The sequence below is a fragment of the Ruegeria sp. C6 genome (genome assembly GCF_056537625.1).
The window spans coordinates 1-13,755 of record NZ_JBQFRW010000005.1 but is presented as its reverse complement, the minus strand read 5'-3'; the positions used below and the strand labels follow the sequence as shown (position 1 = coordinate 13,755).

At 58.0% G+C, this 13,755-nt stretch carries 15 protein-coding genes; 5 read left to right on the top strand and 10 right to left on the bottom strand.

Going from position 1 to position 13,755, the window contains the following annotated elements:
- The first annotated feature begins 1 nt into the window (after position 1).
- Positions 2-694, top strand: coding sequence for a molybdate ABC transporter permease subunit (gene modB / locus ACR0MJ_RS15630; protein ID WP_170423885.1), 693 nt, complete (start codon positions 2-4; stop codon positions 692-694).
- Positions 691-1,782, top strand: coding sequence for a molybdenum ABC transporter ATP-binding protein (gene modC, locus ACR0MJ_RS15625; RefSeq protein WP_480761675.1), 1,092 nt, complete (start codon positions 691-693; stop codon positions 1,780-1,782). The genes modB and modC overlap by 4 nt, the downstream gene beginning before the upstream one ends.
- 3 nt (positions 1,783-1,785) lie before the next feature.
- Here the strand turns inward: modC and ACR0MJ_RS15620 are convergent, their stop codons facing one another.
- Both ACR0MJ_RS15620 and ACR0MJ_RS15615 read right to left on the bottom strand, forming a co-directional pair.
- Positions 1,786-2,709, bottom strand: coding sequence for a Hint domain-containing protein (locus ACR0MJ_RS15620; RefSeq protein WP_480761673.1), 924 nt, complete (start codon positions 2,707-2,709; stop codon positions 1,786-1,788).
- Positions 2,706-3,218, bottom strand: a complete 513-nt coding sequence (locus ACR0MJ_RS15615; RefSeq protein WP_480761671.1) for a toxin-activating lysine-acyltransferase — start codon at positions 3,216-3,218, stop codon at positions 2,706-2,708. The genes ACR0MJ_RS15620 and ACR0MJ_RS15615 overlap by 4 nt, the downstream gene beginning before the upstream one ends.
- 188 nt (positions 3,219-3,406) lie before the next feature.
- On the opposite strand from ACR0MJ_RS15615, the gene ACR0MJ_RS15610 reads away from it, so the two are divergent.
- On the top strand, positions 3,407-3,823 hold the full coding sequence (locus ACR0MJ_RS15610; protein ID WP_170396038.1) for a hypothetical protein: 417 nt from the start codon (positions 3,407-3,409) through the stop codon (positions 3,821-3,823).
- 3 nt (positions 3,824-3,826) lie between these two features.
- On the opposite strand, the gene hemF is transcribed toward ACR0MJ_RS15610, so the two are convergent.
- The 4 genes from hemF to clpS are packed head-to-tail and all read right to left on the bottom strand — an operon-like array spanning position 3,827 to position 6,868.
- Positions 3,827-4,711 carry an oxygen-dependent coproporphyrinogen oxidase gene (gene hemF / locus ACR0MJ_RS15605; RefSeq protein WP_480761670.1) on the bottom strand — a complete coding sequence of 295 codons (885 nt, stop codon included), beginning with the start codon at positions 4,709-4,711 and terminating at the stop codon, positions 3,827-3,829.
- Positions 4,712-4,716: 5 nt separating this feature from the next.
- Positions 4,717-5,517, bottom strand: coding sequence for an SDR family NAD(P)-dependent oxidoreductase (locus ACR0MJ_RS15600; RefSeq protein ID WP_170408883.1), 801 nt, complete (start codon positions 5,515-5,517; stop codon positions 4,717-4,719).
- Positions 5,518-5,554: 37 nt separating this feature from the next.
- On the bottom strand, positions 5,555-6,517 hold the full coding sequence (locus ACR0MJ_RS15595) for a class I SAM-dependent methyltransferase (RefSeq protein WP_480761669.1): 963 nt from the start codon (positions 6,515-6,517) through the stop codon (positions 5,555-5,557).
- Between the two features lie 9 nt (positions 6,518-6,526).
- Positions 6,527-6,868 carry an ATP-dependent Clp protease adapter ClpS gene (gene clpS, locus ACR0MJ_RS15590; protein WP_480761668.1) on the bottom strand — a complete coding sequence of 114 codons (342 nt, stop codon included), beginning with the start codon at positions 6,866-6,868 and terminating at the stop codon, positions 6,527-6,529.
- A 94-nt stretch (positions 6,869-6,962) separates the two neighbouring features.
- Between clpS and ACR0MJ_RS15585 the strand changes: the two genes are divergently transcribed.
- A complete protein-coding gene (locus tag ACR0MJ_RS15585) occupies positions 6,963-7,664 on the top strand; it encodes an HAD family hydrolase (protein WP_170514118.1) in 702 nt (233 codons plus the stop codon).
- Positions 7,665-7,945: 281 nt separating this feature from the next.
- On the top strand, positions 7,946-9,316 hold the full coding sequence (locus ACR0MJ_RS15580) for a D-alanyl-D-alanine carboxypeptidase family protein (protein ID WP_480761665.1): 1,371 nt from the start codon (positions 7,946-7,948) through the stop codon (positions 9,314-9,316).
- A 66-nt stretch (positions 9,317-9,382) separates the two neighbouring features.
- On the opposite strand, the gene ACR0MJ_RS15575 is transcribed toward ACR0MJ_RS15580, so the two are convergent.
- From ACR0MJ_RS15575 to ACR0MJ_RS15560, 4 genes are all read right to left on the bottom strand, one after another.
- Entirely contained in the window at positions 9,383-10,630 is a 1,248-nt protein-coding gene (locus ACR0MJ_RS15575; RefSeq protein ID WP_170408887.1) for a hypothetical protein, read from the bottom strand.
- A gap of 130 nt (positions 10,631-10,760) precedes the next feature.
- Positions 10,761-11,522 (bottom strand): LamB/YcsF family protein, encoded by a 762-nt coding sequence (locus ACR0MJ_RS15570; RefSeq protein ID WP_480761664.1) that lies wholly within the window; start codon positions 11,520-11,522, stop codon positions 10,761-10,763.
- A 12-nt stretch (positions 11,523-11,534) separates the two neighbouring features.
- Positions 11,535-12,530 (bottom strand): 5-oxoprolinase subunit C family protein, encoded by a 996-nt coding sequence (locus ACR0MJ_RS15565; RefSeq protein ID WP_480761663.1) that lies wholly within the window; start codon positions 12,528-12,530, stop codon positions 11,535-11,537.
- Entirely contained in the window at positions 12,527-13,276 is a 750-nt protein-coding gene (locus ACR0MJ_RS15560; protein WP_480761662.1) for a 5-oxoprolinase subunit B family protein, read from the bottom strand. Before ACR0MJ_RS15560 ends, ACR0MJ_RS15565 begins: the two co-directional genes overlap by 4 nt.
- Positions 13,277-13,755: the final 479 nt, after the last annotated feature.

Here is a 13,755-nt window from a genome sequence, read left to right as displayed (position 1 = left end):
GATGGGATGGTTGGGCCCGGCAGAGATGGAGGCATTGCGCCTGTCGTTGCGCGTATCGTTCTGGGCAACGCTGATCACGTTGCCCTTTGGGATTTTCATTGCCTATGCGCTTGCGCGCTGGCGGTTTCCGGGGCGCCAGTTGCTGAATGGTCTGGTTCATCTGCCTCTGATCCTGCCGCCGGTGGTGACCGGCTATCTGCTGCTGCTGACCTTTGGGATTCAGGGGCCGTTGGGCGCGCCTTTGGCCGAGCTTGGGATCGTTTTTGCTTTCCGATGGACTGGCGCTGCGCTGGCTGCCGGGATCATGGCTTTTCCGCTGATGGTGCGCGCGATCCGGCTGTCGATCGAGGCAGTAGACCCAAAACTGGAACAGGCAGGCGCCACTTTGGGGGCGTCGCGTTTGCTGGTCTTTGGAACGGTGACGCTGCCAATGATCCTGCCTGGGGTCATTGCGGGCGCGATCCTGGCGTTTGCCAAGGCGATGGGAGAGTTCGGGGCCACGATCACCTTTGTTTCGAACATACCCGGTCAGACGCAGACGTTGCCCTCGGCAGTCTATGCGTTTTTGCAGGTTCCAGGGGGTGAGGCGGCGGCGACTCGGTTGGTGATCATCTCGATCATCGTCGCCATGGGCGCGCTTTTGCTGTCGGAATATGTCGGCCGTCGTGTGGCCAAACGCGTGGCCGGATCATGAGCCTGTCCGTTCGCCTGCAACACCAGCTGCCCGGGATGAAGCTGGACCTCGATTTCGACGCACCTTCCGGTGTAACGGTTCTGTTTGGGCGTTCTGGTTCGGGAAAGACGACGGTAGTGAATGCAGTCGCTGGGCTATTGAGGCCCGAGGCCGGGCGAGTCGCGGTCGGCGATTGGGTGTTGTTCGACACGGATCGTGGGGTATGGCTGCCGCCGCATCGGCGGCGTCTGGGGTATATCTTTCAGGAAGGTCGCCTGTTTCCGCATCTGACCGTGCGTCAGAACCTGAATTATGGCCGCTGGTTCGCCCCGCGTGGGGCGCGTCGTGAGAGCCGGGATCGAGTGATCGAGATGTTGGGTGTCGGCCATCTGCTGGACCGTCGCCCCGCGATGCTGTCGGGGGGTGAGAAACAGCGCGTCGCCATTGGCCGCGCCCTGCTGGCCAGCCCGCGCCTGATCCTTGCGGATGAGCCTCTGGCCGCGCTCGACGACGCGCGCAAGGCCGAAATCCTGCCCTATTTCGAACGGTTGCGGGACGAGGTATCAGTGCCGATACTCTATGTGACCCATTCGGCGGCCGAGGTTGCCCGGCTTGCAACGTCCGTGGTCGCGCTGCAGGACGGGCGTGTCGTGCGGCATGGTCCCGCGTCCGATGTTCTGTCGGACCCATCCGTGGCCCCTGCAGGCGTGCGCGCGGTGGGGGCCGTTCTGCGGGTCCGTGTTACGGCGCATCACGACGATGGCCTGTCCGAACTTGATGCCGGTGGCGCTCGTCTTTACCTGCCTCGGATTGCCCATCAAATCGGCGAAGAGCTGCGTATTCGTATTCCGGCGCAAGAGGTGATCCTGTCCAATAGACCACCCGAGGGTCTTTCAGCCTTGAATGTGTTGTCGGGGCAGGTCGAGGCGATCCGGGCAGGTGAGGGGCCCGGTGCAATCGTGTCGGTCAAAACAACTGCGGGTGTTGTGCTGGCGCGCGTGACCCGACGCTCGGTCGCGGCGCTGGGTTTGCAGCAGGGCAGTACATGCTATGCGGTGATCAAGACCGTCGCGCTGGCTCCACAGGATGTCGGGGGGCGGGTTGTCTAGGACCTAGGCAAGCGCACGCGCTTCATGTTCGCGCAGGATCAGCCGCGCAGCAAGGCCGAAGCCGATATGTTCGTCCGAGGCGCGCTCGGGGAATATCTCGGCGAGTTCCTGGAGCGCGTCAGAAGACAGCGTGTGGAGGGTTTCTTCACCCAGAAACAGGCTTTCGGCCTGAGCTCCTTCGGCAAACAAAATCTCGTGCCTGTCAAGCAGGATATGCAGGTATTCGACCGGCTCATCACCGGTATCAATATCTATTCCCGGCCACGAGCACAGATGTTTGGCGGCGACCAACACTTCGGGCGCGCCGAACAGCATCTCGACCTTGGGGCCACGGATCAGGAGGCGATGCTGTTGAGACACCAGCAAATCGCGGGATGGAACACCGGGTCCCAGACTGCCTGCGGTCACACGCACCGGGCGCATCGCAGGATTTGCGCGCAACCGCTCGGGCGACATGGTGCTGCTTTCGATCCAGCGGATCGGCTGTATTCCGTGATCGGCAGTCAACACGTCGTCATCCACGCGCAGGGTCTCAATGGCGCGCTGGCCTTCCGCCGTTTCAATCAGAGTACCTGCGGTAAAGCATACGCCTTCGATCGTGATATCAATGATCTGGGTCTGGGTTCCACTGAAGGTGAAGAAACCATTGGCGAAGTTAGCGGTGACCGTCACCTCGAACGAGTCCAATTGGATTTCTCCGTCATCGAGGCTATCGAAGAAGGCCGGGTCGACGGTATAGGTCCACGTACCGTTCGCATCTATTGAGGCGGTGCCGAAATCCGGTTGATCGGAGATTGCCCAGGTGGCCCCGGTGAAGGTTCCGAAATCCGATGTTGCGGTGACATCGAGGTCACCCGAAGCGACATTCGGAGGAAAGCCGGTCACGTCGCCCGTGATATCGCCCGATATGGTTACAACCGAAGTCATCCGTTTTCCTGCTCGAGCGTTCTGGCAAATTCGGCATCCCGGTAAAGGCGCATATGCACCTGTTGCTGGTCATCGCGTGTCCATTCGACGATACGTTTTGTGGATAGGTCGCTGCTGAGGCGATTGGTGCGCACGCGTGGGTGCGGGATGTCCCGTTTCAGCATGTCGACGATCTGACGAGTTTGGCCGAAGGGTGCCACCATATCGATGATCCAGAAGGATGAGCCACTGGCGAAATCGACATCTCTCAGCGGCTCTTCCTTCACCGCATAGCGATATTCGGCTTCCGGGCCGAGACCGGCAAATGTCACGAATCCGCGCGGAAAGCCGTTTTGGCGGAAGATGTGATACTGGCCCAATCTCAGCGGCGTTTCGAACGCATAGAGAACCTGTGCCAAACTGCGGTTACGATGCGTTTTGGTCAGGGCAGCCAGATAAAATAACGCACCGAAGTCGGCGTATTTTTCACCGGAAAGATCGAACCAGTCTTTGGGAAATGACTTTTCCACGGGCCACTCTGGAAACTGCTGCTGCAGAGATCATAGCGCACCACATATTCAAAGAAAGAATTTTCACTCAAGCTGATGTGTTACGGGTTGAGTTAGACCTGAGGCCCGGTTTGACTATATTGATTCGTATAGGCTGGTTGGTCCCACGTCGTCTCAGCCGTGATCGCGTTTTTTATAGGGTGTTTTATATGCGTTTTCTTACATGCCTCTCTTTGACAGCCATCATACTGGCCCCCACCATTGCGCAGTCTCAGGGCGTTGGTTTTGGCTATAAACTAAGACCGCAGTTCAGAACCCAGATCACGCCGCTAAAGGATGGAACCTACGAAGTGAAGCCCGTCGGCGGGTCCTCGGCCGCGGTCACCTATTGGTGTGGAATTGGGGATTATGCAGTTCGCACATTGGGAGTTTCAAACTCGCAGCGGATTTATGTTTCCAAAGCTTACGAGAAAGGTGTTCGCACAGTGCAGTTTTCGCTAACTCCACCGCCCGGCGCGGATACCAATCCGGGATATTCTTTGACCGTCAACAGGGTGGGTGAGAACCTGTCCGCCGCTTCGGCGCAAAACTACTGCTTTGATAATTCCATCGATATGGGGTTTTAGCGGTCAGGCCCATTTGGCCAAGGGCGGCAGACTCATCAGAACAGCATCGGGGTCGTGCCCTGTTTCCAGACCAAACTTGGTGCCCCGGTCATAAACCAGATTGTATTCGGCATAGAGCCCACGATGCACCAGCTGGGTGTTTTTGTCCGCGTCGTCAAAGCTTTGCACCCGGCGTTTTTCGACCAGAGGCAGAAAGGCGGGCAGGAAGGCGCGACCGATGTCCTGCGTCAGCGCAAAATCCGCCTGCCAGTCGCCGGTGCAATAGTCATCCATGAAGATCCCGCCGACACCCCGAGCGCGCTTTCGGTGGGGGATATAAAAATACTCGTCAGCCCAATCTTTGAGGCGCGGGTAGTGGCCGGGTCCGTGCGGGTCGAGATGCGCTTTTTGGGTGGCGTGGAAATGGGCGGTGTCGTCGTCATATTCGATGCAGGGATTCAGGTCGGAGCCGCCGCCGAACCACCCGGCATGTGGGGTCCAGAACATCCGGGTGTTCATATGGACCGCAGGCACATGCGGGTTCTGCATATGGGCCACAAGGCTGATGCCCGAAGCCCAGAACCGGGGGTCGTCCTTCATCCCCGGAATACCCTTGCGCGCGGCCATCGCGTTTTGCGCGCGCTCACCCAGCGTACCAAAGACGGTTGAGACATTAACGCCCACCTTCTCGAACACGCGGCCCCCGCGCATCACCGACATCAGCCCGCCGCCCGCGTCGGAGCCATCGTCAGACTGCCGTTTAGTTTCTTTGACTTCGAACCTTCCCGGCTGAGAATCCGAGAAGGGGCCTGAGGTGTGGCTGTCTTCCAACGCTTCGAAGGCGGTTACAATGTCATCTCGCAACTGGCGGAACCAGGCAGAGGCGGTGGCTTTTTCTTTATCGAACATTGGGATCAGTGGGCCGGGGCTGCGACAGGGTCCAGCAGGGTGCGGCCTCCGTCAATGGTTAGAATTTGGCCTGTCATGAAGCCCGCAGCGTCCGACGCGAGAAATTGCGCGGTTTCGACCAGTTCGTTCGGAGCGGCAATCCGGGAAAGCGGAGTATGTTTTTCGATGTCGTCCCGGAAATCTCGGTTTTCTTTCAGCGTTGACTGCAATGAGGCGCTCATGACCGATCCCAGCGCGATGGAGTTTACGCGAATACGGCTGGGCGCAAGTGCAACCGCCAACGAACGGGTCATCTGATCCAGCGCAGCGGTCGAAACGGAATATGCCATCAGATCGGGATGGGTGCGGCGTGCGGCAATCGAGGACAGGTTGATGATTGACCCGGCAGGGTTCTCATCGTCTCCATCAGCCTGTTTGATAAATCGCTTAGCCACTAGTTGGCTCAGTCGCAGCGCGGGCATCAGGTTCTGGTTCAGCAATGTGCGCACGGAATCGTCATCGGTGTCCAGCGGGTCCGACGGGATCACCTGCCGCGCACCATTGATCAGGATATCAACCTGATCAAACGCATCCAGCGTGGCCGAAAGCAGATTGGCGATGGTCAACTTTTCACGCAGGTCACCGGCGAAATAACGGATGTTGCTGTCATCCGCCTGTTCGCCCAGCTCATCGGACAGGCGCTTTTCATCCATATCGGCGAACATGACATTGGCGCCTGCATCGGCAAAGTGCCGTCCGATGGCCAGTCCGATGCCGTTGGCACCCCCGGTGACGATTGCGGTCTTGCCCGCGATGGAAAAGGACATGCGAATCCTCCTGAGTTCTGGCGCAGGTTAGCGGGCCTCAGCCCCGAGGGCGAGAGGCATGGAAAACCTTGAAGCGGTTGTCTCCTGCCACTTCATCAACACGGTCGAAAGCCTCGGCCAGCGTGGCCTCGTAAGGCAGGTGGCGATTTGCAACCATCCAGAGTTGACCGTTGCGGGTGAGGTTGCGTGCAGCACTGGTGATAAAGCCCTGGCCCAATGTCGGGTCGGCGCTGCGCGAGGTGTGAAAGGGCGGATTCATGATCACCATGTCCAGCGGCTCGGGCGCGCTCCATTTGGTGGCGTCGGCCCAGTGGAACTGCGCACGGGTGTCGGTGACATTGGCGCGGGCACAAGTAAGGGCGGTGTGGTCGGCCTCCACCAGATGCAGGCTGCGCAAGGTGTCGTCGATCAGCATGGCGGACAGAAAGCCCCAACCTGCACCCAGATCAGCGATGCGCGTGCCGCGCTTGGTTGGCAGAGACTTCAGCAGCAGGGCCGAGGCAGGATCGATACCATCGGCGGAAAACACACCGGGCGCGGTATGGAAGCCGTCAACCATTTGGTTTTCAGGCGCAGCCCAGTCGGCAAAGGCGTCCGCATCAGACTGAAACCAGAAAATCTTGCCATGTGCCTTCGAGATTGGACCCTCGATCGCAACCCGCTTGCGGATATCTTTCAGCAAACTGTCGACGCCATCGGTTTTGGCCCCGTCCACCACGATGACCCCGCTGGCGCGGCTGCAGGCCTGATGGATCAGCGCCCGGGCCAGCGCCTTGGCGCGCGGTAGAAACACGACCGCATCCTGGCAAGGCGCGTCACTATTGGGCGTAGCGACAAAGCCCTGCGTGGCAAAGTGATCGTGGAACGGTTTGAACGGCTGCACCATCTGCGCCTTGCGCGGAAGGTCCGACAAATCGTGGTCCGGGGTAGGCGCCAAAACAGTCAGCGGTTGCGACAGGCTGAGCCCGCTGTTCAAGGCTAGATCAAGGCGAGAGGACATGGCCGCGCGTTATTCTTCGCGTTCCATGGTGCATTGCAGCGGGTGCTGATGCCTGCGCGCGAAATCCATGACTTGCCCGACCTTGGTCTCGGCAATCTCATGACTGAACACGCCAACCACGGCGACACCTTTCTTGTGGACGGTCAGCATGATTTCAAACGCTTGCGCATGGGTCATGCCGAAGAACCGTTCCAGCACATGCACCACGAACTCCATCGGCGTGTAATCGTCATTCAGCAACAACACCTTATACAGCGGCGGCCGCTTGGTCTTGGGGCGCGTTTGCACCAGGACCGACGTGTCGTCGTCTTCGTCGTCCTTTTCAGACATGATCCACTGGTATTTGCGCATTGCTGTAAGAGAATCTCGATTAACACTACGAATTGTTTCCCGGCTTATATAACGTCACGGTGGCCAGAGAAAAGAGCAACCGGACGGAAATGCGATGCGGGACAAGCTGACAACAATCGGGTTCGATGCAGACGATACCCTTTGGCATAACGAGCGTTTCTTCCAGCTGACTCAGGCATATTTTGCCGAATTGCTGGCCGATCACGCCGATCACGATCACCTGATGGAACGTCTACTTGCCGCCGAAAAGCGCAACATCCAGCGCTATGGGTATGGCATCAAGGGCTTTACCCTGTCGATGATCGAGACAGCGATTGAGGTGACGGAAGATCGCGTACCGGCGCGCGTCATCCGCCAACTTGTTGAAGCGGGGCAGGAGATGCTGGCACATCCCATCGAACTGCTCCCCCATGCGCGCGAGGCCATCGAGGCGGTGGCCGAGACGCATAAGGTTCTGCTGATCACCAAGGGCGACCTGATCGATCAGGAGCGTAAGCTGGCGCAATCCGGATTGGGTGAGCTGTTCGATGGCGTCGAGATCGTGAGCGAAAAAACGGCGGCGACCTATGCGGAGATTTTTGACCAGTACGGTGATGGACCCGACGCCTCGATGATGATCGGAAACTCGATGCGTTCTGACGTGGTGGCCCCAATCGAAGCCGGGTGCTGGGGCGTGCATGTCCCGCACGGGTTGGTATGGGAGGTCGAGCAGGCCGAGGTCCCAACTTCCAACCCACGGTTCCGCGAGTTGAAGGATTTGGGTGATCTTTCAGCTTTGATTGATCAGATTTCCTGACCTGTTGCCGTTTGACATCAGTCACAAAAAATTCGATGACACGGCTTGCCTGAAATTCGGCACAATCGCCGGTATGGTGTTCGGGCGCGCATGAAGCACTATATGTAGCGTGAATCTGATTGTGTATATGATCCACTCAAACGCAGCTTTCAGTTTCTTTAAACCCGTCCCTGTGTTAGCCTGAAGAATATCAAAATAAAAATTGCTGACCGGGAAAACCCGGCGGCGCGAGGCAGACAGAGGCAAAGATCGTGCAGATTCGGCGGACAGTTCCGGCCCGAATGGGCTTATTACTTATAGCATTTCTGTGGCTGCTTTCATTTGCACCACTTCAGGGCATGGCGGCCCCTTACGCGGCCATGGTGATCGACGCACGCACCGGAGAAGTGCTGCATTCCCGCAATGCCGACACGCGGTTGCATCCGGCATCTCTGACCAAGATGATGACGCTGTATATTGCGTTTGAGGCCGTGCGGAATGGTGAGATCACGTTGGACACTCAGGTGCGCATCACCAAGGCTGCAGCGGCTGAGCCGCCCTCGAAGCTGGGTTTGCGCACTGGGCAGCGAATCGCGTTTCGCTATCTGATCCGGGCGGCGGCGGTGAAATCCGCCAATGACGCGGCAACCGCGATCGGCATCGCCCTCAGCGGGTCCGAGGCGGCGTTTGCTCGTCGCATGACCCGCACCGCCAAGGCGATGGGGATGAGCCGGACCACCTTCAAGAATGCCCATGGTCTGACCGAGTCGGGGCATTTGTCGACCGCGCGGGATATGACCACGCTGGGCCGTCACCTGCTGTATGACTATCCGCAGTACTACAACCTGTTCTCGCGCCAATCGACGAATGCCGGGATCAAGACTGTACCGAACACCAACCGCCGCCTTTTGGCAGCCTATCGAGGCGCCGATGGGATCAAGACCGGCTATACCCGCGCTGCAGGGTTTAATCTGGTTGCTTCGGCCAAGCGCAAGGATGAACGTATTATCGCGACCGTCTTCGGTGGCAAATCAGGTGCATCGCGCAACGCCCGGGTGGCCGAGCTTTTGGATATGGGTTTCCGCCGTGCCCCCTCGCGTGCGCCAATCCGTAAGCCCGCCCGCCCGGCCTATGCAGGGAATGCAGGTCTGGGTAGCGCACAAGTGGTCGCCCAAGTGGGCCCGCCGAAAAAGAGCCTGCGCCCGGTGTTGCGCCCAGTGGCGAGCGAAACGGTTCAGGTCGCGGGGTCGGTCGCCGCAACGGCTGAAAAAGACAACACCCGGATTCAGGACGGTATCGCTGCTGCGATTGCAGCAGCAGACATAGCACCGTCGGATGGCGCCAAGCCTTCCGAAAACGTGGTGCTGGCCTCGGTCGAACCGGCCAAACAGCCCGAGCCTGAACCCGAAGTTGTGACCCGCTTGTCCACATCCGGCGGTCACCTTTGGGGCGTCAATGTTGGCCGCTACACCACACGGTATGAGGCCGAGAAGGTTCTGTTGAAAACTGCGCTGTCGGAAATGACCACTTTGGAAGGCACTTTGCGCAAGGTGAACCAAAGCTCGCGTGGGTTTGACGCGACATTTCAGGGCATGACCCGCGAACAGGCTGATCTGGCCTGCCGTCGGTTACAGGCGCGCAATGTCACGTGTTTCATGATCGGGCCGTCATAAGACCCGGCATTCTCTCCTGGATGGGCCTGGGCTGCGATGATCTCGCAGCCCATTTTTTATGGCAAATCAATCGAAGACGTGGCCGTGCTTATACTGTTCATCTTGCCCGGCCGCCGCAGTTAAGGCTGCAACGTTATCCTTGGTGAAGAAGCCGTCGTAGTGATGGCAGCGTTCGATGTATTCGGTGATCAGCAGCGTGTGTTTCGAGTGCTTTGAGAAGATCTGTTTCAGGTTCGGATCATCTTTGCATTCCCCGACCACATGGGCCAGGAACGGAACGCCCTTGTCTTTAAGAGTGTTGACCACGAAATCGACATTTTTCTCACCCGCGCCATGGTCGCCGTCCTGAATTTCAACCGCCATGTGGTGCAAGCGTCGTCCGAAATTACGCACGAAATCCTCGGTTGGCATCGGCAATTGCTCGAAAGAGTTCACGAATGAGGGCGTGTTGTTTGCAGTAAAGACCTTGGCAGGGGATTTCTTGTCGTCATCCACATTGGCATTGCGATTCACATTGGTCGACGAGTTCATGTCGAAGATGTTGTACGCCCCCCAGAAGTAATAAGGCACCATGGTCAGAAATTCGAGGATCGCGTCCTCACGTTCCCCGGCCAGAATGCGTGTCGCCAGATGATCGATCCCCAGCATCAGGGGTGCGATTTTGCTATCCGTCCCAAACGCAGCGGCCTGATCCAGCTTGGCTTGTTCCACATCGCTCAGCAAAACACGGTCGCCTAACCCCAAACTGTCTGTGTCGTTGAAATCCAGCGTGGAATAGCCGACGCGATTGCACGTGAAATCCGATGGCGTCGTAAAGCGGTATCCTTCCAGCGTGTAGAACGGATTTTCGGTGTCCCCAGAATATTCGAACCGAATATTCTGATCCTCCAGCGATCCAGTCAGCGCCTTCAGGTCAGTGGCACCGTAAATCTCACCTACATATCGCGTCTGCGGCTTACCGCGCGCCAGCGGGTACATACGATTGATACGCGGGATGAAATCCTCGAATGCCGGGCTGAGCGGAGCCATCAGGATCAGCGCCGGATAATCGGCATGCGAATGCATCACCGAGAACTTGTGTGTCTGTCCCAAATAGCTGGCGGTGTGGCGATAGGGGGTCATCACATAAAGCTCGACCAGCGTGTCAAACAGCGCATCTGTCTCGACCTGAATGACAATGGCCCGCATCGCACCGACCTGATCCGCAATGCCCGAGCTGATGCGGCGCTCGTAAATCCTGGGAAGATATTCGGTGAAGAAGTCCGAGTTCTTCTTGTCGCCCCTTGGCTGGTAGGACATCAGATCAAAAGACATAGGCTAACCTCCTTGCGGCGCGTTGCTTGGATTTGTGGTAGTCAGATCATGCACTTGCCATGCATGCTAGGCGCTAAGGCCTGCATGGGCAACAGTTTGGAGATGGGGTGCCAAAGTTACGTTGTTGTAACTAACGGATGAATTTTGTGACCTCGACTCCGCCCGCGATCAGGTTCTCGCGCACCGAGTGCGCGATCTGAACTGCTGTCGGGCCATCACCATGCAGGCAGATCGTATCGATTGAGGTCTCAAGGCGTTTGCCGGATTCGGTGATGATGGCACCTTCCTTCACCATTTCCAGAATACGTGGTCCGGCCAGTGCAGGGTCGTGTATCACGGCTCCCGGCAGTGACCGATCCACCAAAGTGCCATCGTCGTTATAGGCACGGTCGGCAAAAATCTCGCCCACCCATTTGCAGCCCAGCTCGCGCACCGCTTCTTCTTGTTTGGTGACCGCCAGCACCATGATGATGATGTCCGGGTCCACGTCCAATGCACCCTGATAACAGGCCCGTGCCATATCGATATCGACCGAACACATGTTGGCCAGCGCCCCGTGCAATTTCAGATGCCGTACTTCGGTGCCCAACGCCTTGGCCATACCGATTGCCGATCCAAGCTGATAACGCACCAGATTGCGCAAACTGTCATGGGGCACTTTCATGTTTCGACGCCCGAATCCCTGCAGGTCAGGAAAACCGGGATGCGCACCGATGCCCACACCGTTCTGGGCTGCCAGAGCCATGGTCTTGGCCATCACATCCGGGTCACCCGCATGAAAGCCACAGGCGATATTGGCTGATGTGATGATCTTCAGAAGGCTTTCATCGTCACCCATCTTCCACGGGCCAAAGCTTTCGCCCATATCGGCATTCAGATCGACGCTCGGCATCGCAATAACTCCTTATTCGGTGGCAGAGATCATTCCGCTGATCAGTTGGTAGGACAGGAGGTCCGGGATGTCATGCGGATCGCGGACCAATGGTTCTACACGGGCGGGCAGGCGGGCAAGGTCGGCCTTATATGCGGCTTGCAGCGCGATGGCTTGTTCCAGTGTTACGAATTCGAAGCGTACCTCGCCTCCCGCCGGGGTCTGTGCAGCGCGGGGCAGATCACAGGGCAGAACGGTTGCGATGCGCGGGTAACCTCCGGTGGTCTGGCACTCGGGCAGTAGGATGAAGGGCGCACCGGTGCCGGTCATCTGTATATCGCCGGGAGTTATGACTTCGGACAGTATGTTCAACTGACCCTTTGCCGCGAAGCCGTTACCGTCGCTATCCAGCTGCATGCCCATCCGGTTGGCTCGGGCACCGCGGCGGAATGTCGTTTGCGTAAACCGTGCCAGCGTCTCGTCATCGAACAGTGCGGTTTGAAAGCTGGCCACAACCCGCAACGTCCCACCTGAAAACCGATCCTCCGAACGCAGCTTCAGGCCGGTCTTGCCGGTTTCCGTCGAAGGCAGGTGATCACCCGCTTGAACGGCGCGCCCGATCCTTGCGGTCAGATGGGCCGCGCGTGAGCCCAGAGTCATGTCGGTCCCGATCCCGCCACCCAGATTCAGATACCCGTAACTGCCCTGCAGCACCGACCCGACTACCAGCCGCTGCCCAGCCTCCATCTGATGCGAGGCATTCCACAAGACGGGGCTGCCATCGATACTGGCCTGCATCGGTGCGCCGGTCAGCGCGATGGCGGTTGGTGCGGTTGCCTCAAACTCACCACCCATCCCCGCCATTTCGAGGGCGGCGCTCGTTGGGGTGTTACCAAGCAACGCGGCCCCTTCATAAAGCGCCGCTATATCTGCGGCACCCGAACGCGACAGGCCTTGATCCAGATACCCGGTGCGCCCTTGATCCTGAACCGTGCAAGCTGGGCCGATGCGATGGACGATCAGCGTCATGTCATGATCTCCTCGCAACTCGCACCACCAGAGCCATCAGTGCAGGTTGTACGGATATCCTCAAGCTCCTCGCGCGAGACTGAGCTGAACTGCATCTCATCACCGGGGTTGAGGGCAAAACTTTGCTCCATGTCCGGACGAAAGCAACGAAACGCTGTTTGTCCAACATGACGCCATCCGGTTGGGGTTGGCCCCGAGAACAGGACAAATTGCGAAATTGCCAAAACCAACGCCCCTTCAGGTACCATCGGCGTCAGCTCTTTCAGGCGTGGAATGTTGAATTCGGGTCCGAGTGGCCCGAGATAAGGTTGGCCCGGCGCAAATCCGATGGTTAAAACCCGCACACGCGATTGGCTGAGACGATCAATAGCGTCCGCTGGTGACAACCCTGCTGCCAATGCCGCGTCTTCTAGCTGTGGCGCAAGATCGGAACCGTAGACCGTCGGCACTTTCCAGAATCGTCGCCCCGCAGGCAAAGGTGCAGCGTACCAATCGCGACTGACCAGCATAGCCCGCAGCAACTCTTCGATGTCATGATGCGAAAGGCTTAATGGATCAAACCTTATAAATGCAGATGCCAGCGAGGCCGAAGTCTCAAGCACGCCGTCAATCTGCTGCGCCTCGACTGCGCCCCGAAACGCCAGGGCGGCGCGGTTGGACGGCTCGGACATGGTTTGCGCAAAGGTCACCAACAGACCGTCAAATCCAACGGTTCGCAGCAAGGGAAACTTAATGTCATTCGTCATATCAAGGTCACAGGCGTATCGGGTTTGCTTTGAAAAGACCTGAGCCTATCCATAGACAATGCGCAAGGCCCTGTAAGACCAACTTGCATTGCGCCTGGCGGCGCCGATATCGGGTGCGATTCCGGGATTGGAAATGAATCGCTGATTGCCGTCGAGTCGGTATAGTCTTGTGGGTGACTGCAATGCTCTCACTATATGTTGGGTTTGAACCAACAAGCACTGAAACCTAGGCCGTATATCTGATGTGCTTGAAGGATGATTTTCGCCGATTTCCATGAGGTGAGTTCCGTTCAAATATTTGAAATTATTGTATAAAAAATGAATTTGAAGTTTTTTGCGATATTCTTGAATTTTCCACTTGCGCGTTGAATGCGTAAGGCATAGAACGCCCTTCACCGGCGCTGCTGAGGTGCTGGGACGCGGTGGAAGCTGCGGAGACGCTCGGGAGAGACTGGGGGCATCTGAGGTTTTTGATTGGG

Bases quoted from the DNA above. Each gene is read 5' to 3' on its own strand.
- modB (WP_170423885.1), top strand. From the start codon at position 2: ATGGGATGGTTGGGCCCGGCAGAGATGGAGGCATTGCGCCTGTCGTTG.
- modC (WP_480761675.1), top strand. From the start codon at position 691: ATGAGCCTGTCCGTTCGCCTGCAACACCAGCTGCCCGGGATGAAGCTG.
- ACR0MJ_RS15620 (WP_480761673.1), bottom strand. From the start codon at position 2,709: ATGACTTCGGTTGTAACCATATCGGGCGATATCACGGGCGACGTGACC.
- ACR0MJ_RS15610 (WP_170396038.1), top strand. From the start codon at position 3,407: ATGCGTTTTCTTACATGCCTCTCTTTGACAGCCATCATACTGGCCCCC.
- hemF (WP_480761670.1), bottom strand. From the start codon at position 4,711: ATGTTCGATAAAGAAAAAGCCACCGCCTCTGCCTGGTTCCGCCAGTTG.
- ACR0MJ_RS15600 (WP_170408883.1), bottom strand. From the start codon at position 5,517: ATGTCCTTTTCCATCGCGGGCAAGACCGCAATCGTCACCGGGGGTGCC.
- ACR0MJ_RS15595 (WP_480761669.1), bottom strand. From the start codon at position 6,517: ATGTCCTCTCGCCTTGATCTAGCCTTGAACAGCGGGCTCAGCCTGTCG.
- clpS (WP_480761668.1), bottom strand. From the start codon at position 6,868: ATGCGCAAATACCAGTGGATCATGTCTGAAAAGGACGACGAAGACGAC.
- ACR0MJ_RS15585 (WP_170514118.1), top strand. From the start codon at position 6,963: ATGCGGGACAAGCTGACAACAATCGGGTTCGATGCAGACGATACCCTT.
- ACR0MJ_RS15580 (WP_480761665.1), top strand. From the start codon at position 7,946: ATGGGCTTATTACTTATAGCATTTCTGTGGCTGCTTTCATTTGCACCA.
- ACR0MJ_RS15575 (WP_170408887.1), bottom strand. From the start codon at position 10,630: ATGTCTTTTGATCTGATGTCCTACCAGCCAAGGGGCGACAAGAAGAAC.
- ACR0MJ_RS15570 (WP_480761664.1), bottom strand. From the start codon at position 11,522: ATGCCGAGCGTCGATCTGAATGCCGATATGGGCGAAAGCTTTGGCCCG.
- ACR0MJ_RS15565 (WP_480761663.1), bottom strand. From the start codon at position 12,530: ATGACGCTGATCGTCCATCGCATCGGCCCAGCTTGCACGGTTCAGGAT.
- ACR0MJ_RS15560 (WP_480761662.1), bottom strand. From the start codon at position 13,276: ATGACGAATGACATTAAGTTTCCCTTGCTGCGAACCGTTGGATTTGAC.